We start from the raw sequence: 18,843 nt of genomic DNA, 5'->3' as shown, positions 1-18,843 counted from the left end.
TATAGTGCTGTCCCGAATATTCGGGACAGCACTATCTTAGTAACCTAATATAAGAGGGGTGAAACATGGAGATAGACGAACTTAAAGAAAAGATATTCGCTTTTGTGCAAGCCGCAAAAGGGAAAAAGAAGCTCAAGGAAAAAGATATTCTTAACGGTGTATCGGCAGAGGTAGGCGTGGACAAAGATGTAGTGAAAAAAGCCATGCGGGAGATGATAGACATCGGAAGGCTCATGTACTCCTATGGCGGAGGGGCAAGCTCTGTGGAAATCCCATCAGAGGAATATCTAAGAGAAAAAGGGCTTATAAAGTAATCGCTGAGTTTAAGTCACCGAGGGTAGTTATAGCTGGGCTTAAAGGCGGCTCAGGTAAAACTACCCTTTCTATTGGCTTAATCTCTGTCCTGAGACAAAAAGGACTTAGTGTAATCTCATTTAAAAAAGGCCCTGACTACATAGATTCGGGCTGGCTTTCAGCTTCTGCAAAAAGCCCCTGCTATAATCTTGACCCCTTTCTCATAGGCGAAAAAAATGTTGTCAGGTCCTTCGTAGAGCATTCAAAGGACTCCGATATTGCAGTTATAGAGGGCAACAGGGGTCTTTATGACGGCATGGATGTAGAAGGCACATTTTCTACTGCAAGGCTCTCTAAGACACTCAAGGCACCTGTCATTGTTATAATTGACTGCACAAAAACCACAAGGACCTCGGCGGCACTTATCCTTGGTGTAAAGAAGTTTGACCCTTATGTGAAGATAAAAGGAGTCATACTGAATCATGTAGCTGGAAGCAGACATGAATCCATTGTCAGGGAATCCATAGAAAGATACGCAAAGCTCCCTGTCATTGGTGCAATACCGAGACAGGTAGAGACAGCATTTCCCGAAAGACACATGGGACTTATCCCTTATCAGGAGCACTCCGAGGTTGACAATGCCATAAGAGAGGCGGCTCGGATTGTCAAAAAACATGTTGAAATAAAGAAAGTGCTTGAAATCGCAATGTCCGCAGAGCCTCTGAAGGTTAGGATTTCAAATCCAAAACCCATTGCATCATCCCATATAAGGGTAGGCGTTATCAGGGACTCTGCATTTCAGTTTTATTATCCTGAAAACTTAGAAGTGCTTCAAAAAAAAGGTGCAAGCCTCATAGAGGTCAGCGCCCTTACTGACAGGAGACTTCCTGAGCTCGATGCCCTTTATATAGGAGGCGGATTTCCCGAGACCCACGCAATCCTGCTTGCAGGCAATACATCTTTCAAAAGAGACCTTTTGGAGGCAATCGAAGGAGGGCTTGCTGTTTATGCAGAATGTGGCGGGCTCATGTACCTCGGAGAGTCTTTAATACTTCAAGACAGGTCATACCCCATGGCAGGTGTTTTTCCGATAACATTTTCTCTTCAGAGGAAGCCCGAGGCACATGGTTATACGATAGCAGAAGTAAAAAGGTCTAACCCGTTTTATAAAAATGGCACAATTCTAAATGGCCATGAGTTTCATTATTCAAAGGTCATAAAATTTGGCAAGAAGAAAGACATGTATCTGGCATTCAAGATGAAAAGGGGTAATGGAATAATAAACGGAATGGACGGGCTCTGCTACAGAAATGTCCTTGCCACCTATACGCATATTCATGCCCTTGGCGCTCCTGAATGGGTAGAAGGGATGATGGTTAATAGACCGTCCACTGCTTAGGCAAAAAGAGCTTTTCATAAGTCATAAGAGCAAACCTGTCTGTCATGCCTGCTATGAAGTCGCATACCATGCGCCTTTTGTTGGGCTTCTTTTCCTGAGGTATGTCTTTAAAAACCTCCTCATGGTGCTCTATGTAATACTCATAAAGGTCAAGAAGGAGCTTTCTTGCCTTTTTGAATTCGTATTTGGCATTTTCGTTTTCATACACTTTTTCATAGAGAAAATTCCTTAGCCTATAAAGCTCTTCTGTCATGGCATCGGACACATTGAGCTCTTCTAAGTCTGTCTTTAAAGATGTATAGATAAAGTCCTTAACCATAGTATCTATGCGATTTGAATATGTATCTCCTATGACATCTAGAGTCTCAATCGGGATGTCTGTCTTTTTGATGACCCCTGCCCTTTGGGCATCGTCGAGGTCATGGTTGAGGTATGCAATAACATCCGAGACCCTTACAACCCGACCCTCGAGGGTCTCAGCCATGTCGGACTTTAATTTGGGGATTATAAGTCCCTTGCCTTTTGAGTGCTTGAGTATGCCGTTTCTGACCTCGTGTGTGAGATTAAGTCCCTTGCCCTGATTCTCGAGAAAGTCAACCACCCTCAGGCTCTGCTCATAGTGCTCAAAGCCCTCTGGATGTATCTCCCTAAGCACTGCCTCTCCTGCATGTCCAAACGGTGTATGTCCTAAGTCATGACCTAATGCAATTGCCTCTGTAAGGTCCTCATTAAGCCTTAATGCCCTTGCTATCGTCCTTGCAATCTGGCTAACCTCAAGGACATGTGTAAGCCGGGTTCTATAGTGGTCTCCTTTTGGTGCAAGAAAGACTTGTGTTTTATGCTTAAGCCTTCTGAATGCCTTTGAGTGTATGACTCTATCTCTGTCTCTCTGAAAGCATGTCCTCAGCTCTCCTTCTTTTTCGGGTCTCGGCCTTCCTTTGCTCGAGGCGCTAAAAGAGGCATTCGGGTGAAGGGTCTTCCGCTCAATCTCCTCTGTCTGCTCCCGAATGGTCATAGCTCAGATTTCAACCGCCTGTTTTTGAGCTATCCAGTTTGGAAGGGGTTTGCCTGTTGCCATGCTGTAGAGGGTTTCCGGTGCTATGTCCGGGCCTCCAGGCCAGCAAAGCACGCCGAGTTCATCGTTGATATAAACCTGCTTAAAGTAGGACATATCTCTGAATCGGTTGAAGATACCGCCTGCTTTAATATAGCCCTGAAGGTCAACGATTCCCCTTTCTTGGTTTTCAAATACGACCTCTAATTTATAGTCCTTAATATATTTCACTTCTACTACATCGTAATACATAACTGCCTCCTTTACTTAAGCGGCTCTATCGGGAACAAAGGTTTCTTCTCGTTGACTGCCTTCCACTCAAGTAAGAGTTCGCCCTTGTGGATAGCAGCCCACTCCATGACTAACCCCATAGCACGGGGCGGTAAAAACCCCTCTAAAACTGCAAAATCATCAATTCTGATAGCTGATTTATGGCTGCCATATCTTGCATGGAAATGAGGCGGATTATGGTCGTCATAAAACATGGCTATTATAATTCCATAAAATCTACAAATCTCCGGCATGATTTAAGTTTCTTTCTTTAAAGTATAATACTTTTCCCAGCCTTTTGTGGTTAATTCCCAATATCCTCTCCCTGATTCCTTAGGGCTTTTAATAAAACCATGTATTTGTCTTGCTCTTTCCTTTGCGAATGCTATATGGTGCTTCCAGCGTGGGACTCCGTGAGATACTTTCTCTTGATAATAATCTTTACAAAATTCCTTTTCTAATATGGAATAAATCTTTTCCTCAACTCCAAAAAACTCAATATCTCTTGGAGGAGGGGTATCACTTTTAAGAATGTTTCTCGTCTTATTAATAAGCCTGAGATTTCCAACACTATTTATTAATTCATCGGGTATGTTTTTCTGTCTTAAAATGCTTTGTGGAAATATGTGGTCTTTCTCCAAGCTCCAACCTCTACTTTTAGGGATTTCATAAACACCACCCTGAATAATATTGAGTATCAAATCAACATCAGATAGCATAGCTTTTGAGAACCCGTAATTCATACCTGTTTTGTCAGCCATATATTTACTAATTTCTTCTATTGGGAAAGACTGTTTTATTGTCTTCTTATGTAGGGCATCTAATTTCCCATCAGAACCGTGGGAATAAAATTTCATAAAGAATGACATATACAAATATTGCCGGATACTTTTAGATTGGCCTTCAGGTAGATGCTGATGCGGTTGTTGGAAAATATAATTTATAATAGGGATTACGGCTAAATCCGATTTCAAAAATCGCCTTGAAAGCATTTTTGCGTCACTCTTAATAAATTCTTTTGTTGATAATAAAGTCTTTCTTAGGTTATTAAAATTGTTTTTAAGTTTGTTTATATAATCATTATCTTTTAGTTTCCCCACATCATATTTTGCCCATTTGTCAAAAAGAACAAAGGATGTCTTGATGATAAAATCAATATCAAAGTCAAATTCTCCGCCCCCATTTAATTTATCAATAAGTTCAATAAACTTTTCTTCCATGTCAGGCATGTGCAACTTAACCGTAGAAAAAACTAAGTCTGACTTTTTTAATACCATCCCTCCAGAGTTCACTCGTACAAAGACTTCTAAGACATCGTTATAAGGTAAGGTCTCTTTTACTTCCTGCAAAAATATTCTTTCCTCTATGTTAAAGACCTTAATAAATTTTGAAAGATTTTTTGTTATCCTTTTCCGATTTTCAACGGTGTTATCTCTAAAATTTCTGTCTACGAATTCCTGTATATCTTCTATATCTAACCCGATAATTTCTTCTGGTAGCATCCAATGGAGGTCTTCTTTTGCCTTAACAGGCAACATCAATTGAAATTGGTATGCTAAATCATTTTCTTCTTCGGTTGGATTACTGTCGGCATTAAAATATAATTTCTCTCCATCATAACTTCCGAAGAACCCAAGATATAAAGACTGTAACCTTTGCTGTCCATCTAAAACTAGATAAGACGATTTAGAAACCTCTATTTCAGAGGGTAAAAGGCTCTTTTGGGACTTATAATCTTTAATAAATTTTCTACTCCAGATAAGACAGGAACCAATAGGGTAGTCATTCATAAGAGAATCAAAAAGCTTGCAAATTTTATCTTCTCCCCAAACAAATGACCTTTGAATTGAAGGAAGTAAAAATTCATCGTTTGAGATATTTCTAATTACATCGTATATTCTTGCGGTTGGTTTTACAGGCACTTTTTATCCCTCATTCTCTTAAGTAAATTTATCTAACCTTTCATGTCCGCCTCTTAAAAGTCAGTATGCTCAAAGTCTTTCTCTATCTCGCTTATATCTGCAAAAAAAGCAGGTCTTTGCTTGCCTCGGTTATGGCCTCTTTAAATTCTTTCTTCATGGCATATTATACCAGCAAAGGGGGGCATTGACCCGATGATTTATCTTCACTGCTTCGTTCCTCCCCTTTGTGGGAGAGGCAGGGAAAGGGGATTTCAATGGATTCACGCCTGAGCCTTCCTTTGCTCGAGGCACTAAAAGAGGCATTCGGATGAAGGGTCTTCCGCTCAATCTCCTCTGTCTGCTCCCGAATGGTCATTTAAACCTTAATCTCAAAGGCATCCTTAAGATGCTCTATGTGGTTTTTATCTGAAAGAATCCTTATGCTTACAACATCGAACCTTGCAGGCCGGCCCTCCTGTTTTTCCTTTAAGATGTAATGGAGGCTTGCCCGCTCCATGGTCTTTTTTTTCTTCGGACTTATGGCTTCAACAGGCTGACCAAAAAGGTCTCCGCTTCTTGTTTTGACCTCCACAAAGACGAGTGTATTGCCGTCTTTTGCAATTATGTCTATCTCTCCTGCCGGGGTTCTATAGTTGCGGTTAAGAATCTTCATGCCTTTTTTTTTAAGGAAATGAAAGGCAAGCTCTTCTCCTTTATTTCCAATCTGCCTCTTCATCCTCGAGCCTTCTTAGGAGTTTTGGAATGTTCTCTATTTGCATTATATCTTTCTGGCAGAGGACTTTTATAAGCTCTCTGAAAGGAGAGAACTCCTCGAAATGTCCTCTCAGGTTTAGCGAAAGCTCTTTATTGAGGTCCTCGCCTTTTGAATCCCAGTCAAGAAGGAGTATTACCCTTGAGAATCTCTCTGAGATGTCCTCGCAGAAATCATAAATGCTTTTGCCATTGTGAAGGGTTATTATATCGCCTGAAAGCCCGAGCCTTCTCAATGCCTGAACATCCCGCTTGCCTTCCACGATAACAGGAACGAGCTTATTTGCCTCATGAAGGGAGCTGATGACCTCCCTCAGTTTTTCTGCTCTATGCACCTTACCCCCTAATCAACTGCCACAAATGTCTCTGTCCTTGTAATACCCTTTATCTTTCTTATCTCCTTGAGGATACTGCTGAATATGGTGTTTGTGTCCTTTGCCTCTAATACGGCTATGATGTCAAACTGTCCTGTTATGACATCTGCACCCTTTATGCCCTTTGTCCCCTTTAGTGTGTCCCTTATACTTTTGTCCTTTCCAGGTAAGACATTTGCCAGCATATAGACCCTTGCCATATAGACCTCCTTTCCATAATTAAACCATAGCACAAATGAGACTTAAAACAAATAATGCCGAAGGGGGGATTCGAACCCCCACAGAGTTTCCCCCACCAGACCCTGAACCTGGCGTGTCTGCCAGTTCCACCACTTCGGCATCCCTATGACTTATAATATCCGCCTTTAGCAGAACAGGTCAACCCTGCATTATCCATCATCCTTTTTATTCCGAGGCATGCCTTTTGATTTGTCAAGCCTTTTTTGTCTCGGATTATATTTACAATCCCTAAATATCTGTGATAAGTTAGTGATTGAGATGCCGACCAAGTCCAGCAAAACAAAGAGATACGGGCCGTCTGAAAAACCATTGGATTTTTATATCGTAGAAAACACAGCCACATATGAAAAGAAAAAACCGTTCTCTATTTTTTATGACAACCGCAAACATTCGGTGCGTCTGTTAAAAGGCGACTGTATCGAAATATTAAATCAGGCAAGAGAAAACAGCGTTGATATGATATTTGCCGACCCTCCGTATTTTCTCTCCAATGGAGGGATTACATGCCATGCTGGAAAAATGGTTTCTGTAAATAAAGGGAACTGGGGTAAATCTATGGGAATAGCAGAAAATCATAAATTCACTCTGGAATGGCTTAATGTATGTCAGCGTGTTTTGAAGCCCAATGGGACTATATGGGTATCAGGGACGACACATAACATTTACTCTGTCGGTTTTGCCATGCAGGAGCTTGGCTATAAAATTCTTAATGACATTATCTGGTATAAGCGCAATGCGCCTCCGAATCTTTCATGCAGATACTTCACCCATTCGACAGAGATAGTTTTATGGGCGGGTAAGAATGTAAAAAGCAAACATTACTTTAATTACCCGCTGATGAAGAAGATAAATCAGGGCAAACAGATGCGTAATGTATGGGAAATATCCGCGCCGCCAACAGAAGAAAAAAGGTTTGGGAAACACCCTACCCAAAAACCTGTGGAACTTTTGTCCAGAATAATATGTGCATCCACAAAAGAAGGAGATTTGGTATTGGACCCGTTTTGCGGAAGTTCTACGACAGGCGTCGCCTCGGTTTTGCTCAACAGGAGATTTGTCGGTATCGATTTGGAGGAAGAGTATCTTACGCTTTCAAAAAAGCGACTTGAAGAGGCAATTAAAAGGACAGCCTTGCTAAAACCAGAAAAAGTAGTGGAGGCAATCCGTATAAATGAATAGTGCGTCATGGAAAACTATTTTCGATAAGCTTCAAATCCAAAAACATAATTTTAATAAATCGCCTTTTGTTATTACAGCCGAGCAAATCAAAAGTGCAACTGCCCATTTCAAAAAAACAAATGAAAAAGAAGTCCGAATTTTATCTCCTTTACATTAGACACCTCGAAAGTGGGCAATTCTGAAATGCAGCATTTGGATTTTGCATATGCCGCCAGCTTGATTAGAAGTTTTTTAAATGACAGCACCTTGGTTTTAACCATAAGGGGCAGAAAATATACCCCGAAATTCTCTTTCAATGTCGGCAATCAAAGGATTGATGTTGAGAGTGTTCAAACCGAAGTAGATGCTGGATATGAAGGAAAGTCGCAAATTGCTTTAATAGAGGCTAAAAACAGCAGAACGGATAATGTGATAATCAGACAGTTATTTTATCCTTTTCGTCAATGGTCACATTATTCTATAAAAAAGGTTGTAACTCTTTTTTTCGAAAAGCGTTCAAATAATTACTCAGTGTGGCAATTTGAGTTTCAAGATAAAAGTGATTACAACAGTATCCAGTTAATCAAATCTTGCAAATTTCAGATAACTTAGTCAGACCCTTCTTCAAGGGTGGAATTATAGCTCTGTTTAGGACATTATCATTTTAGCAGAACAGGTCAAGCTAAGATTGAATTTTCTTTAGATAGATACTACTATATAATGTTTAATGGCAGGGATTATTGAAAATGTAAGCAGTATCCTGAGGAGAATCTCTTATTCCGCAGGTCGCTCAGGAAGAAGCCCTGAGGATGTTAGTCTTATTGCAGTTACAAAAGGAGTCAGCATAGAAAGGATAATTGAGGCAGTGGATGCAGGGATAAGGGCATTTGGAGAGAACAGGGTTCAGGAGGCAATGGAAAAAATTTCGAATCTCGAATCTCGAATCTGTCATGCTGAACTCGTTTCAGCATCGGATTCAAGGATTCAGTGGCACATGATAGGACATCTTCAGAAAAACAAGGCAAAGCAGGCAATAGGGCTTTTCGAGCTGATTCACTCGGTGGACTCTATAGAACTCATGGAGCTGATAAATAAATATTCCGAGCGAGCAGGCAAGGTACAGAGGGTCCTCATAGAGGTAAAGCTTTCTCCTGAAGAAACTAAGCATGGGATTAAAAAAGAGCAGATTGAAAACCTTCTTGAGAAGGCAGGGATGATGAAAAGCATAAAAGTAGAGGGGCTTATGACAATGCCTTCTTACTCCGATAACCCGGAGGACTCAAGACCATATTACAGCCTGCTTAAAAGACTGGCAGATGGATATGCCCTAAAAGAGCTTTCAATGGGTATGACGAATGACTTTGAGGTTGCAGTAGAGGAAGGTGCTACAATGGTGAGAATTGGAACAGGGATATTCGGGGAAAGAAAAATAGAATATGGTAAAAATTTATCTTGATGTGAATATCTATAACCGACCCTTCGATGACCAGTCGCAAGTTAGAATAAGGCTTGAGACGATTGCTATATTTTCTATACTTCAGAGGATAAGACGAGGCGACCTTACGCTTCTTTGGTCTTTTATGATTGACTATGAAAACAGCCTGAACCCATACGATGATGTCAGGCTTGAGATAGAAATGGCATCTTCTTTAGCCAAAGAGAAAATCTATCCTCATGAATTTGTATTTACAACAGCGAAAGGGCTTGAATCAAAGGGTGTAAAGCCGAGAGATGCCTTGCATCTTGCCTGTGCTACAAAAGGAAGGGCTGAGTATTTTTTAACCTGTGATGATAGACTAATAAAGAGGGTCTCCTTGCTGGGATTAGATATTAAAGCAATGAATCCGATAAGGTTCATTGGAATGGAGGTAAATTAAAATGCCTGGTATGGCAAGCGATACGAAGTTAAGGGAAAAGGGATTAAAGCTATTGTTTAAAAACCTTGGTGAGGTTGATGCAATAAGGTTTCTGTCTCAAATTACCTTTGAAAAAAGAGATTATCTAAAACTTCAGGATAAGCTTTTCAAAGGGATGAGCGTTGAAGACATTTATCGGAAAGCAAAGGAGTATGCTGGGAAAAGGAAAGTGTAGTGAATTCGGAAGCTGGAAATGATGAATTATCCGGGTGGGGCATGACAGGCTTTATAGGTGGCGGAAATATGGCGGATGCCCTTATCAAGGGAATGCTCTCAAAGGGCATGAAGGATATAATTGTTTCTGAGCCACGGCCTGATAGAAGGAAATACCTTGAGGATACATATCTCATAAAGACAACTTCAAACAACCTCGATGTTATAAAGGAATGTAACATAATAATCCTTGCTGTAAAGCCCCAGCAGATGGAAGAAGTGCTAAATGAGATAAGGGATTCTGTTACTGAGGAAAAAACTGTTGTCTCAATAGCCGCAGGCATTACACTTTCATACATTCAGTCTAAGTTAAAGACAAAGAGATTAGTCTGTGTCATGCCAAATGTTGGTGCATTTGTGGGTGAAGGGATGTCTGTTATCTCACTTTGTGAGTGTTTTGATGACAAAGATATAAGGACTGTGAGGGATATATTCATGTCAGTTGGAAAGGTTATCACACTGCCTGAAAAATATATAGATGCAGTCACAGCACTTTCAGGCTCTGGCCCTGCATTTATTGCCTATTTCATAGAGGCAATGATAGATACAGGGGTGAAGATAGGAATTAAAGAAGAGGATGCAGTTACACTAACGGTTCAAACTGCATTGGCAACTGCAAGGCTACTCGAGGAAGGCATGACACCAAAGAGGCTAATGGAGATTGTTACATCCCCGGGTGGTACAACTGAGGCAGGACTTAAAGTGTTTGAGGAAAAACACCTGAGAGAAATCGTAGAGGATGCCCTTAATGCCGCAGTGAAAAGGGCAAAGGAATTATCTAAATAAAAGGAGGCAGGATGTTTGTATTTGGAAATCTTCTTCTTGCCATGGCAAAGGTGCTTGATATAGTATTAAGCATTTATATGTGGATTATCATTATAAGGGCACTTATAAGCTGGGTTAACCCTGACCCATATAACCCACTTGTAAGGGCACTTCATGCAGTTACAGAGCCAGTCTTGAGACCAATAAGAAGGGCTATAGGGTTTGGCGTAGGAATAGATATTTCGCCAATGATAATAATATTAGCAATACTGTTTTTAAAATATTTTCTTATAGCATCCTTACAAGACATTGCAGGAAGGCTTAGATAAATTAGATAAATGGAAGGAGGCGGTCTATGAGAGTAACACCATTGGATATTCAACAGAAACAGTTCCCGGTAAAATGGAGGGGATTTGATGTGGAGGAGGTGCTTGCCTTTTTAGAGGTAATCAGGGATGAGATGGAGGACATTTTGAGGGAAAATGCCTCTTTAAAAGAATCTCTTTCAAGGCAGGAAAATCAAATAAAAGAGTACAGGGAAATGGAGGCAACCCTCAGAGAGACCCTTATGACTGCTCAGCAGATGGTCGAGGAGTATAAGACAAATGCAAGGAAAGAGGCAGAGCTCCTTCTCAGGGAAGCCGAGCTTAAATCTAATACAATGGTTCAGGAGGCACACGAAAAAATTATAAAGATACAGGAAGACATAATGGACCTAAAAGGCATAAGAAGGCATTTTAAGGAAGAGCTTAAGAGGCTTCTGGAGTCCCATATGACGATGCTGGAGTTTGACAAAGAAAGAGAGGAGACAAAAGGGGTTTGAAGAGATACTCGGCTGTAAAAGGCGTTGCGGACATCCTGCCTCCTGACACATATATATGGCAGGAGATACAAAGAACTGCGAGAGAGGTTTTCTTTAGATATGGCTTTCAGGAGCTTATACCACCTGTTATGGAGTTCACCGATATATTCGTAAGGAGTATCGGAGAGACAACGGATATAGTCGAAAAGGAGATGTATACATTCAATGACAGGGCAGGTAGAAGCATTACCCTGAGACCCGAGGGCACTGCAGGCATTGTAAGGTGCTATGTGGAGAAAAACCTTTTTAATCTTCCTCAGCCACAGAAGTTTTTCTACTCAGGCCCTATGTTCAGGTACGAAAGACCTCAGAAGGGCAGGCAGAGGCAATTCTACCAGCTCGGTGCCGAGGCATTTAGCGTGGCTGAGCCACAGATAGATGCAGAAATACTGTCAATGCTCATGAGCTTCTTTGAAAATATTAGGCTCGATGGATTCTCCTTAGAGCTTAACTCCATTGGCTGTAAAAACTGTAGACCAGCCTTCAGGTCGGCACTAATCGGTTTTTTCTCAGACAGGCTTAACTCCCTTTGCCCTGACTGTAAGAGAAGATATACTGTCAATCCTCTCCGCATACTTGACTGTAAGGTGGATGCCTGTATGAGGCTAAGAAAAGGCGCACCGCTTATTCCCAATTACCTTTGCACAGAGTGCAAAGAGAATTTCAGCGAGCTGGTTTCACTTCTCGATATGCTTACCATATCATATAAGCTCAACCCTGAAATGGTCAGGGGACTTGACTACTATACAAGAACTGCATTTGAGGTAACATGTGCCTCTTTGGGTGCCCAGAATGCAGTAGCCGCAGGCGGTAGATATGACACGCTTGTCGAGGAATTTGGCGGGCCTCCAACGCCAGCCATTGGGTTTGCCATTGGCATAGAGAGGATTGCCATGCTCCTTAAAGACAAATGTCTTGAGATGCCTTTGCCTGATGTGTTTATTGCAACGATTGGTAAGGAGGCAAAAAAGCAGGCACTAAAGCTCTCCTCCTCGCTGAGGGCAGAACACCTGTGGGTTGAGTTAGGCTACGAAGGCGGCTCTTTAAGGAGCCAGATGAGAAGGGCAGATAGGGTCAGGGCAAATTATGTCTTTATAATTGGCGATGAGGAGCTTAAAGAAGGAAGACTCAAATGGAAAGACCTGAAGGAAGGCTCCTCAGGCGAGGTAGCGATAAAGGATGCTACTGAATTTATAAAAACCAAGAAATAAGTTATAATAAATCTATTCCATGAACAGGTCAAAAAATATAGCTTTCGGTTTAGCAGTAACACTGATAATATCCATTGTAAGTTATCTTACATCCTCCCTTCATCCTTCATTCGATACACTGGTTATATCCATAATATTCGGGCTTTTAGTTCCTAACATGTTTGGCGACAAGACATCTATCGAAGAAGGCGCAAAATGGGCAATAAAGGTATTTCTTCCAATAGGTATAGGTCTTTATGGGATGCAGATTAAATTCACAGGCGTAGAGATAAAATACTGGCCTATGGTTGTAGGAGTCATTCCCATCTCATTTTTTGTCACATATTTTATCTCAAGGGGATTTGGTCTTGAAAAGACTCTTTCCATTCTTTTAGCGACAGGGATGAGTATATGCGGGGCATCGGCTATAATAGTAATTGCACCACTTATTGGCGCAAAAAAGGAAGATACATCCATATCCCTTTTATCAATCCTGACGGTGGGTCTTGTTGGAATGCTCATTTATAAATTTTTTACAGGGATGCTTGGGCTTTCAGTAAGGGAATTTGGCATCTTTACAGGCATGACCCTTCCTATGTTCGGTCAGATAAAGGTTGCCGCGGCAAGCATGGGGGCTCAAAGCCTTGAGTTTGCAACGAATATAAAGCTCCTGAGGATAGCGTTTCTTACGGTTATAGCATTCTCTGTTCTTATATTTGCCGGCACACAGAAAAAAAGGCTTTATGTGCCATGGTTTATGATATTATTTTTTGTCTTAGCCTTAGCAGTTAACCTCTCGGAGGGTGTTGCCTCTCTGAGGACAGTTATGGAGATTGTAAGTAGACTGTCTCTTTCTATTGCCCTCGCCGCCATAGGACTTACCATCGATATAGACTCCATAGCAGAAAAGGGTGCAAGACCTCTTTTTTCTGCATTTTTTGGCTGGGGGATTGTAGTGCTTCTGCTTTACCTTTTACTAAATCTGATAAATGTTTAAAAACAGGCTGACATATATTTTCTTTCTTACGCTCCTGATTTTTTCTTTTACCGTAATAACGCCTCTTTACCTTATACTGTATCGTGATTCAGACAGGATGATGGAGGGCATTGAAAAAATCGAGCCACTTCTCCCGGAACAGACCTCGGTTCACGATAAGTTCAAGGAAGACCTTACGGATAGTTTTATCTCTCTTACGGCTTATACATTTGTCATTGCTTTTATTGCTTCGCTTTTTCTTTCAAGGTGGTTTCTCGTGCCTGTGAGGGAGCTTTATAAAGGGACAAAGGCGCTCAAGGAAGGAAATCTCGATGTGAGATTAGATGTGAAGGCAGAAGACGAGCTTGGAGAGGTGACAAAGGCATTTAATGAGATGGCAGATGCACTGAAGAAAAAGACAGCCGAACTCCTGAGAAAAGACACCTATGTGAACACAATGCTTGACCCCATGTGGGTCGTTGACATGGATAATATAATCATTGACATAAACCCTGCATTTACAAATCTCTTTGGTTATAAAAGGGACGAGGTTATAGGGATTTCGATATTCGATTTCTTAGATGAGGCAAACGAAAAGATAATGAGGGAACAGTTAAGAAAAAGGGATGAGAAATTGTCGTCCTCATATGGGATATCTGTAATCTCAAAGAAAGAGGGCAACATACCTGTCCTTATAAGCGGTGCACCGATAACCACAGACGGAGAGGTCATCGCAAAAATAGGGATAATCAAGGACTTCAGAAACGAGGTAGCCCTGAGGGATGCCCTCAAGGAAGAAAAAGACCATACAGAGGCAATAATGGATAGCCTCGTTGACATCCTTCTTGTTATCGACAGAAACCTGAGAATAGTGAAGGCAAATAAGACTGCAATCAAACAAGCAGGTGAGGAGATAACAGGGAAATTCTGCCACAGCGTATTCCACAGGCTTCACAGCAACTGCCTTATGCTTCAGGGCATAGACTGTCCTGTAAAAATAGTGTTTGACACAGGCAGAAGCTATAAGACAGTGCATGAGCATGTATCATCTGACAACTTAAGGGTATTTCATGAGATAACAGCATACCCTGTGGTTGGCGCCTCTGGCGAGGTGATGCATGTAGTTGAGGTCATGAGGGATATAACGGAAAGGAAAAAGTTCGAAGACGAGATAGCACAGAGGAATAAGGAGCTTGCAACACTCAATGCAGTCTCGATGCTCTTAAGTAGGTCTCTCAAGGCAGAGGATATATTTGGCAATGCAATTGAAAAGGTTATTGATGTATTGGGCATGGATGGCGCAGGAATATTTTTTTTGGATGAGGCAGGCAGAGAGCTTATATGCAGGTATCAGAAGGGGGCATCCGAGGACTTTATGAGGACCGCAGGAAAGGTCAGGCTTGGAGAGGATATACCCGGAAGGGTCGCCGTTACAGGGCAAAGCATTATTACGCCAGATATTTTGAGGGATACGAGAATCGAGAAGTCCATTCTCAAGCATTCGGGGATAAGGGGATTAGCCGCAATACCTATCAGGGGAAAGGAAAAGCTCCTCGGTGTATTCTATACATTCAGTTTTACACCACATGTGTTTACCCCGGAGGAAGAAAGGCTATTCAACTCCATAGGAGATATGACAGGCATTGCGTTTGAAAATATAAGGCTCTATGAAAAAATGCGAGAGCTTTATGACCACCAGAGACAAAGAAGGGTAGATGAGCAGAAAAACCTTCTCAGGCTCTCCTTAGCATTGTCCTCTACACTGGACATAGGGGATGTGCTCGATGCAACCATCTCTACTATAAAGGAAACAAGTAAGGCTAATTTTGTGTGGCTCCTTGAAATGGACGATGAGGGAAATCTTGTTATCAGCAGTGATTCCGAAAAAAGACATGTTAGAGGCGAAACTGCTTATCCCCGTGAGATTAGCTCAATGGAGAGATATGCAATTGAAAAGGCAAAGCCCGTGGTTTTTTCGGACATTGGGGCTGAATCAAAATTTTATCTTCCGGAATATCTATCAGGCTATAACACGGCATGCAGTATCCCTGTATCTATTGGCGACAGGGTAGCGGGTGTTATTGGACTGTATTTCAGGGGACTTTCTGTGCCTACAGAGGAGGATATATTTTTCCTTCAAACGACTGCCAGTATGCTTGCTGTCTCGATAGAGCGGAGTCGGCTCTACGAGGAGGCAATGCTCGAAAAAAGCATGGCACAGACCATCTTAGAGAGCATTACAGACGGTATAATGACTGTAAATGTAAACGGCAAGGTCATATCCGCAAACAAGGCAGTAAAACGGATGGTAGAGGTGCCAGTGTCTTCTGCTCTCACTGCGTCGCCATGCTGTGATATATTTGGATATGCAGAGGAAAACACAGAGCTCAGGTGGACACTCGGAGAGTGCCTCGAGGAAGCTATAAATGGCAGAACCTGTAGAAAGGACGGAGAGCTATACATGAAAAGCGGAACGATAATCCCGCTTAAGATTAACAGTGCCCCTGTCCTTAACAAGGAAGGCAGTGTCATAGGTGCAGTGTATAACCTAAGGGATACGAGTATAGAAAGGGAAGTAGATAGGATGAAGACAGAGTTTGTCAAGGCAGTCTCGCATGAATTTAGAACACCACTTTCTGCAATCGTGGGCATGGCAGAGATGTTAATCGAGAAAGAGGTCTCAAAAGAAAAGGAAATAGACTACCTTAATACAATACTTGCCGAGGGCATAAGGCTTTCCAATATGGTTTCCGACCTTCTGGATGTGGCAAGGATAGAAAGCGGAAAAGAGGTCTTCAAAGAACAAGAGATTAATTTTAAGGCGACTCTAAGGGACATAAAGGCAGAGCTTGAACCCACGATAAAAAGGAAAGAGATTAAATTTTCCTCCAATGTCGATGACACGAAGGCATGGAGAGGCGATGCAGAAAAGATAAAACAACTCTTAAAAAACCTCATTGACAATTCAATCGTATACTCCGATGCTAAATGCTCTGTAGATGTAAGTGTCAGACTTCATGAGGACAATCTTATTATAGAGGTAACGGACACTGGCTGGGGCATATCAGAAGAAGACCTCAAGCGTGTAGGTGAAAAGTTCTTCAGAGGCAAGTATGCGGCAACTACAAAAGGCACAGGGCTTGGTCTTTCCCTTTGCAGGGAGATTGCCCTGATGCATAGTGGAGACCTCAAGATACAAAGCACTATGAGGAAAGGCACAACCGTTACTATCAAACTGCCATTCAGGAGGCATGCATGAGCAAGGTTATGGTTATTGACGATGAGCCATTTATACTTATGATGGTTGAAGACAAATTTAAAAGGGCAGGCATTAATGTTATCACCCTTAGGGAAAGCGTGAAGGCAGTCGATGTCGTAAGAAAGGAGATGCCTGACCTCATAATCTTAGACTGGATGATGCCTGAGGTGTCTGGGCTTGAGGTCTGCAAACGCCTCAAGGCAGACCCTGAGCTTTCCCAAATCCCGATATTCATGCTTACAGCCAAAAGTCAGGAAGAGGACGAGAAGGCTGGCTTTAAGTGTGGCGTAGACAGATATATTATAAAGCCATTCAGCCCAAAGGTGCTTCTCGAGCAGGTGCTTGAGGTAATAGGAAATAAGGGTTCATAACACCTATCCAACGACATGTAGTTTCCTTGTCCTGAATCTTGCACCAAGACCCTCTGTAATCTCTCTACATTTTTCGATATCTATGCCATCTATCTCGATAGCAGTTGCCTCCACATCGGGTATATATTTCACTGCCTCCTTTATGAAATCCATAACTGCTCTAAAGGCACCTTTGAAGGCAGGCTTACATAGCTCTTCATAGGTTTTTTCATCATGGGCGTCAAGGCTCACTGATAAGGCATCCACGATGCCCTTTAGCTCAGGCAGTATGTTTCTTCCATGAATAAGGTTTCCATGACCATTTGTGTTGACCCTTACCCTGCCTCTGTTTTTCTTTATCCACGATGAGACCTCTTTAATGACATCGAGCCTTAAAAAAGGCTCTCCATAACCGCAAAACACAACCTCCTTATAGATGTCTGGCTTGCCTATTGCGGATTTCAGCTCCTCTATGGCTGGTTCGTCTTTGAGCCTGAGCTTATGCCCCTTTACATAGTCTGAATGAAACCTTATACAGAAAGAGCACTGATTCGTGCATCTGTTTGTGATGTTCAGATAAAGACTATCCCTGATCTTATAAGCTATTGTGCCTTCCTCTTTAATGGCACCTATGCCAAAAAGCCTCTTTGCATTAAGGGTTGTAATTCTTGCTACATCCTCAGGGCTTACCTCTTTCAGCCTTGCAATCTCCTCTGCCACATGAACTATGTATGAGGGCTCGTTTCTTTTACCTCTCAGGGGCTCAGGTGTAAGATACGGTGCATCTGTCTCTATAAGGAGGTATTCATCAGGCACTGCCTTTACAATCTCATGAAGCCTTTTTGCATTTTTGAATGTAACGGGTCCTGCTATGGATATATAAAAGCCCATTTCCATCACAGCCTCTGCCATTTCCATATCACCTGAAAAGCAATGCACTACTCCTTTTGTAATGCCTGATTCCTTAAGAATGCTTAGTGTATCTATTTTTGCCTCTCTACTATGGACAACAAGCGGAAGGGTTTTCTCTCTGGCAAGCTCTATGTGGCATCTAAAGACCTCCTTCTGCACCTCCTTAGGAGAGTTCATATAGTGATAGTCAAGCCCTGTCTCGCCTACTGCAACGACCTTTTTATGTGTTGCCCATTCCTTGAGTTTCTTATATATATCTTCTGTAAAAAGTTTTGTCTCATGTGGATGAATGCCTATCGAGCAGTAGATGATGTCATATTTTTCAGAGAGCCTTATAGCCTCTTCATTACTATGAGTGTCAGAGCCAATTGTTATGATTGCGGAAATGCCAGCCTGCTTTGCCCTTTCAATGACAGAGTCTCTGTCATGGTCAAACTCGGGCATCTCGAGGTGGCAGTGTGTGTCAATGAGATTAAGTGTGCTTTTCATTTTTTTTATCTCAATAAGTATAACATTTCTTCTTTTCCGAGAGGGGGAGGGGGGGTGTCTTCATAACCCCTTGATTTTTAATGATTCCTGCTTCATTTTAGTTCATTTTTAGTTCACTTTTGTGCAGTTTTCGTTCACTTTCTGCATTCCGACTTGTTCGTCCCGATGTTTCGGGATTCTTCAGAAGGACTCCTACCCCTTTCAAACTATAGTTATATAGTATAGGATTTAAACCCCTTTTGTCAAGTAAAAAATGGACTATGGTTTATACAGCTTTGTCATTCCCCACCTTGTCATTCTGAACCCTGAAACTGTCATCTATGAAAAAGAAAAAGCAACCTCCTTTTAATAGTCAAGAAGCAATTCCGTCCGCTTGGCTTAAAAGCCAGTCATCTATCCGCGCTCTCAGGCGCATGTTACCTTACGGCAGAAGCGGCCCTCCTAATCATT

Annotated in this window: 22 protein-coding genes, 1 tRNA gene and 1 pseudogene; 14 read left to right on the top strand and 10 right to left on the bottom strand. The window is 41.8% G+C overall.

From position 1 onward, the window contains the following. Window positions 1-65: 65 nt before the first annotated feature. The gene (locus HY805_08645) at window positions 66-314 is read left to right on the top strand and encodes a hypothetical protein (protein ID MBI4824278.1); all 249 of its coding nucleotides are present in this window, start codon (window positions 66-68) and stop codon (window positions 312-314) included. Further along, window positions 314-1,693: a cobyrinate a,c-diamide synthase gene (locus HY805_08640; protein MBI4824277.1), complete on the top strand. Its 1,380-nt coding sequence runs from the start codon at window positions 314-316 to the stop codon at window positions 1,691-1,693. Before HY805_08645 ends, HY805_08640 begins: the two co-directional genes overlap by 1 nt. On the opposite strand, the gene HY805_08635 is transcribed toward HY805_08640, so the two are convergent. From HY805_08635 to HY805_08595, 9 genes are all read right to left on the bottom strand, one after another. Continuing rightward, entirely contained in the window at window positions 1,671-2,708 is a 1,038-nt protein-coding gene (locus tag HY805_08635) for a deoxyguanosinetriphosphate triphosphohydrolase (GenBank protein MBI4824276.1), read from the bottom strand. The genes HY805_08640 and HY805_08635 overlap by 23 nt on opposite strands. A gap of 3 nt (window positions 2,709-2,711) precedes the next feature. Further along, window positions 2,712-2,999 carry a DUF2442 domain-containing protein gene (locus HY805_08630; GenBank protein ID MBI4824275.1) on the bottom strand — a complete coding sequence of 96 codons (288 nt, stop codon included), beginning with the start codon at window positions 2,997-2,999 and terminating at the stop codon, window positions 2,712-2,714. A gap of 11 nt (window positions 3,000-3,010) precedes the next feature. Beyond that, window positions 3,011-3,271: a DUF4160 domain-containing protein gene (locus HY805_08625; protein ID MBI4824274.1), complete on the bottom strand. Its 261-nt coding sequence runs from the start codon at window positions 3,269-3,271 to the stop codon at window positions 3,011-3,013. 3 nt (window positions 3,272-3,274) lie between these two features. Beyond that, window positions 3,275-4,939: a DUF262 domain-containing protein gene (locus HY805_08620; GenBank protein MBI4824273.1), complete on the bottom strand. Its 1,665-nt coding sequence runs from the start codon at window positions 4,937-4,939 to the stop codon at window positions 3,275-3,277. A gap of 163 nt (window positions 4,940-5,102) precedes the next feature. Further along, a complete protein-coding gene (locus HY805_08615; protein ID MBI4824272.1) occupies window positions 5,103-5,294 on the bottom strand; it encodes a hypothetical protein in 192 nt (63 codons plus the stop codon). Then, window positions 5,295-5,654 (bottom strand): YraN family protein, encoded by a 360-nt coding sequence (locus HY805_08610; protein ID MBI4824271.1) that lies wholly within the window; start codon window positions 5,652-5,654, stop codon window positions 5,295-5,297. It abuts the gene before it with no gap. Further along, window positions 5,632-6,024 carry a hypothetical protein gene (locus tag HY805_08605; GenBank protein MBI4824270.1) on the bottom strand — a complete coding sequence of 131 codons (393 nt, stop codon included), beginning with the start codon at window positions 6,022-6,024 and terminating at the stop codon, window positions 5,632-5,634. The genes HY805_08610 and HY805_08605 overlap by 23 nt, the downstream gene beginning before the upstream one ends. Window positions 6,025-6,032: 8 nt before the next feature. Next, window positions 6,033-6,263, bottom strand: a complete 231-nt coding sequence (locus HY805_08600; protein ID MBI4824269.1) for an Lrp/AsnC ligand binding domain-containing protein — start codon at window positions 6,261-6,263, stop codon at window positions 6,033-6,035. 55 nt (window positions 6,264-6,318) lie between these two features. Continuing rightward, a tRNA-Leu gene (locus HY805_08595) sits at window positions 6,319-6,402 on the bottom strand. Window positions 6,403-6,561: 159 nt separating this feature from the next. Here HY805_08595 and HY805_08590 point away from each other — a divergent pair. The 12 genes and pseudogenes from HY805_08590 (at window position 6,562) to HY805_08535 (ending at window position 17,013) form a co-directional block, all read left to right on the top strand. Continuing rightward, window positions 6,562-7,482 carry a site-specific DNA-methyltransferase gene (locus HY805_08590; protein MBI4824268.1) on the top strand — a complete coding sequence of 307 codons (921 nt, stop codon included), beginning with the start codon at window positions 6,562-6,564 and terminating at the stop codon, window positions 7,480-7,482. Continuing rightward, window positions 7,475-8,073: pseudogene (locus HY805_08585) on the top strand (hypothetical protein). The gene HY805_08590 and the pseudogene HY805_08585 overlap by 8 nt, the downstream one beginning before the upstream one ends. Before the next feature lie 115 nt (window positions 8,074-8,188). Beyond that, on the top strand, window positions 8,189-8,917 hold the full coding sequence (locus HY805_08580; GenBank protein MBI4824267.1) for a YggS family pyridoxal phosphate-dependent enzyme: 729 nt from the start codon (window positions 8,189-8,191) through the stop codon (window positions 8,915-8,917). After that, entirely contained in the window at window positions 8,898-9,338 is a 441-nt protein-coding gene (locus tag HY805_08575; protein MBI4824266.1) for a PIN domain protein, read from the top strand. The genes HY805_08580 and HY805_08575 overlap by 20 nt, the downstream gene beginning before the upstream one ends. Before the next feature lies 1 nt (window position 9,339). Beyond that, the gene (locus tag HY805_08570; protein ID MBI4824265.1) at window positions 9,340-9,552 is read left to right on the top strand and encodes a hypothetical protein; all 213 of its coding nucleotides are present in this window, start codon (window positions 9,340-9,342) and stop codon (window positions 9,550-9,552) included. Window positions 9,553-9,593: 41 nt separating this feature from the next. Then, entirely contained in the window at window positions 9,594-10,376 is a 783-nt protein-coding gene (proC, locus tag HY805_08565) for a pyrroline-5-carboxylate reductase (protein MBI4824264.1), read from the top strand. A gap of 11 nt (window positions 10,377-10,387) precedes the next feature. After that, window positions 10,388-10,684 carry a YggT family protein gene (locus HY805_08560; GenBank protein ID MBI4824263.1) on the top strand — a complete coding sequence of 99 codons (297 nt, stop codon included), beginning with the start codon at window positions 10,388-10,390 and terminating at the stop codon, window positions 10,682-10,684. Between the two features lie 26 nt (window positions 10,685-10,710). After that, complete coding sequence (locus tag HY805_08555; protein MBI4824262.1) at window positions 10,711-11,178, top strand: DivIVA domain-containing protein; 468 nt, start codon at window positions 10,711-10,713, stop codon at window positions 11,176-11,178. Next, window positions 11,175-12,428, top strand: a complete 1,254-nt coding sequence (locus HY805_08550) for a histidine--tRNA ligase (protein ID MBI4824261.1) — start codon at window positions 11,175-11,177, stop codon at window positions 12,426-12,428. The genes HY805_08555 and HY805_08550 overlap by 4 nt, the downstream gene beginning before the upstream one ends. 19 nt (window positions 12,429-12,447) lie before the next feature. Beyond that, window positions 12,448-13,404, top strand: a complete 957-nt coding sequence (locus HY805_08545) for a putative sulfate exporter family transporter (protein MBI4824260.1) — start codon at window positions 12,448-12,450, stop codon at window positions 13,402-13,404. Next, window positions 13,397-16,642: a PAS domain-containing protein gene (locus HY805_08540; GenBank protein MBI4824259.1), complete on the top strand. Its 3,246-nt coding sequence runs from the start codon at window positions 13,397-13,399 to the stop codon at window positions 16,640-16,642. The genes HY805_08545 and HY805_08540 overlap by 8 nt, the downstream gene beginning before the upstream one ends. Beyond that, window positions 16,639-17,013, top strand: coding sequence for a response regulator (locus tag HY805_08535; protein ID MBI4824258.1), 375 nt, complete (start codon window positions 16,639-16,641; stop codon window positions 17,011-17,013). Before HY805_08540 ends, HY805_08535 begins: the two co-directional genes overlap by 4 nt. Window positions 17,014-17,016: 3 nt before the next feature. On the opposite strand, the gene HY805_08530 is transcribed toward HY805_08535, so the two are convergent. Further along, window positions 17,017-18,393, bottom strand: a complete 1,377-nt coding sequence (locus HY805_08530) for a YchF/TatD family DNA exonuclease (GenBank protein ID MBI4824257.1) — start codon at window positions 18,391-18,393, stop codon at window positions 17,017-17,019. Window positions 18,394-18,843 lie beyond the last annotated feature (450 nt).

It is taken from the genome of Nitrospirota bacterium, assembly GCA_016207905.1.
GTDB lineage: Bacteria > Nitrospirota > Thermodesulfovibrionia > Thermodesulfovibrionales > JdFR-86 > JACQZC01.
This window is presented reverse-complemented; position numbering and strand designations above follow the sequence as displayed.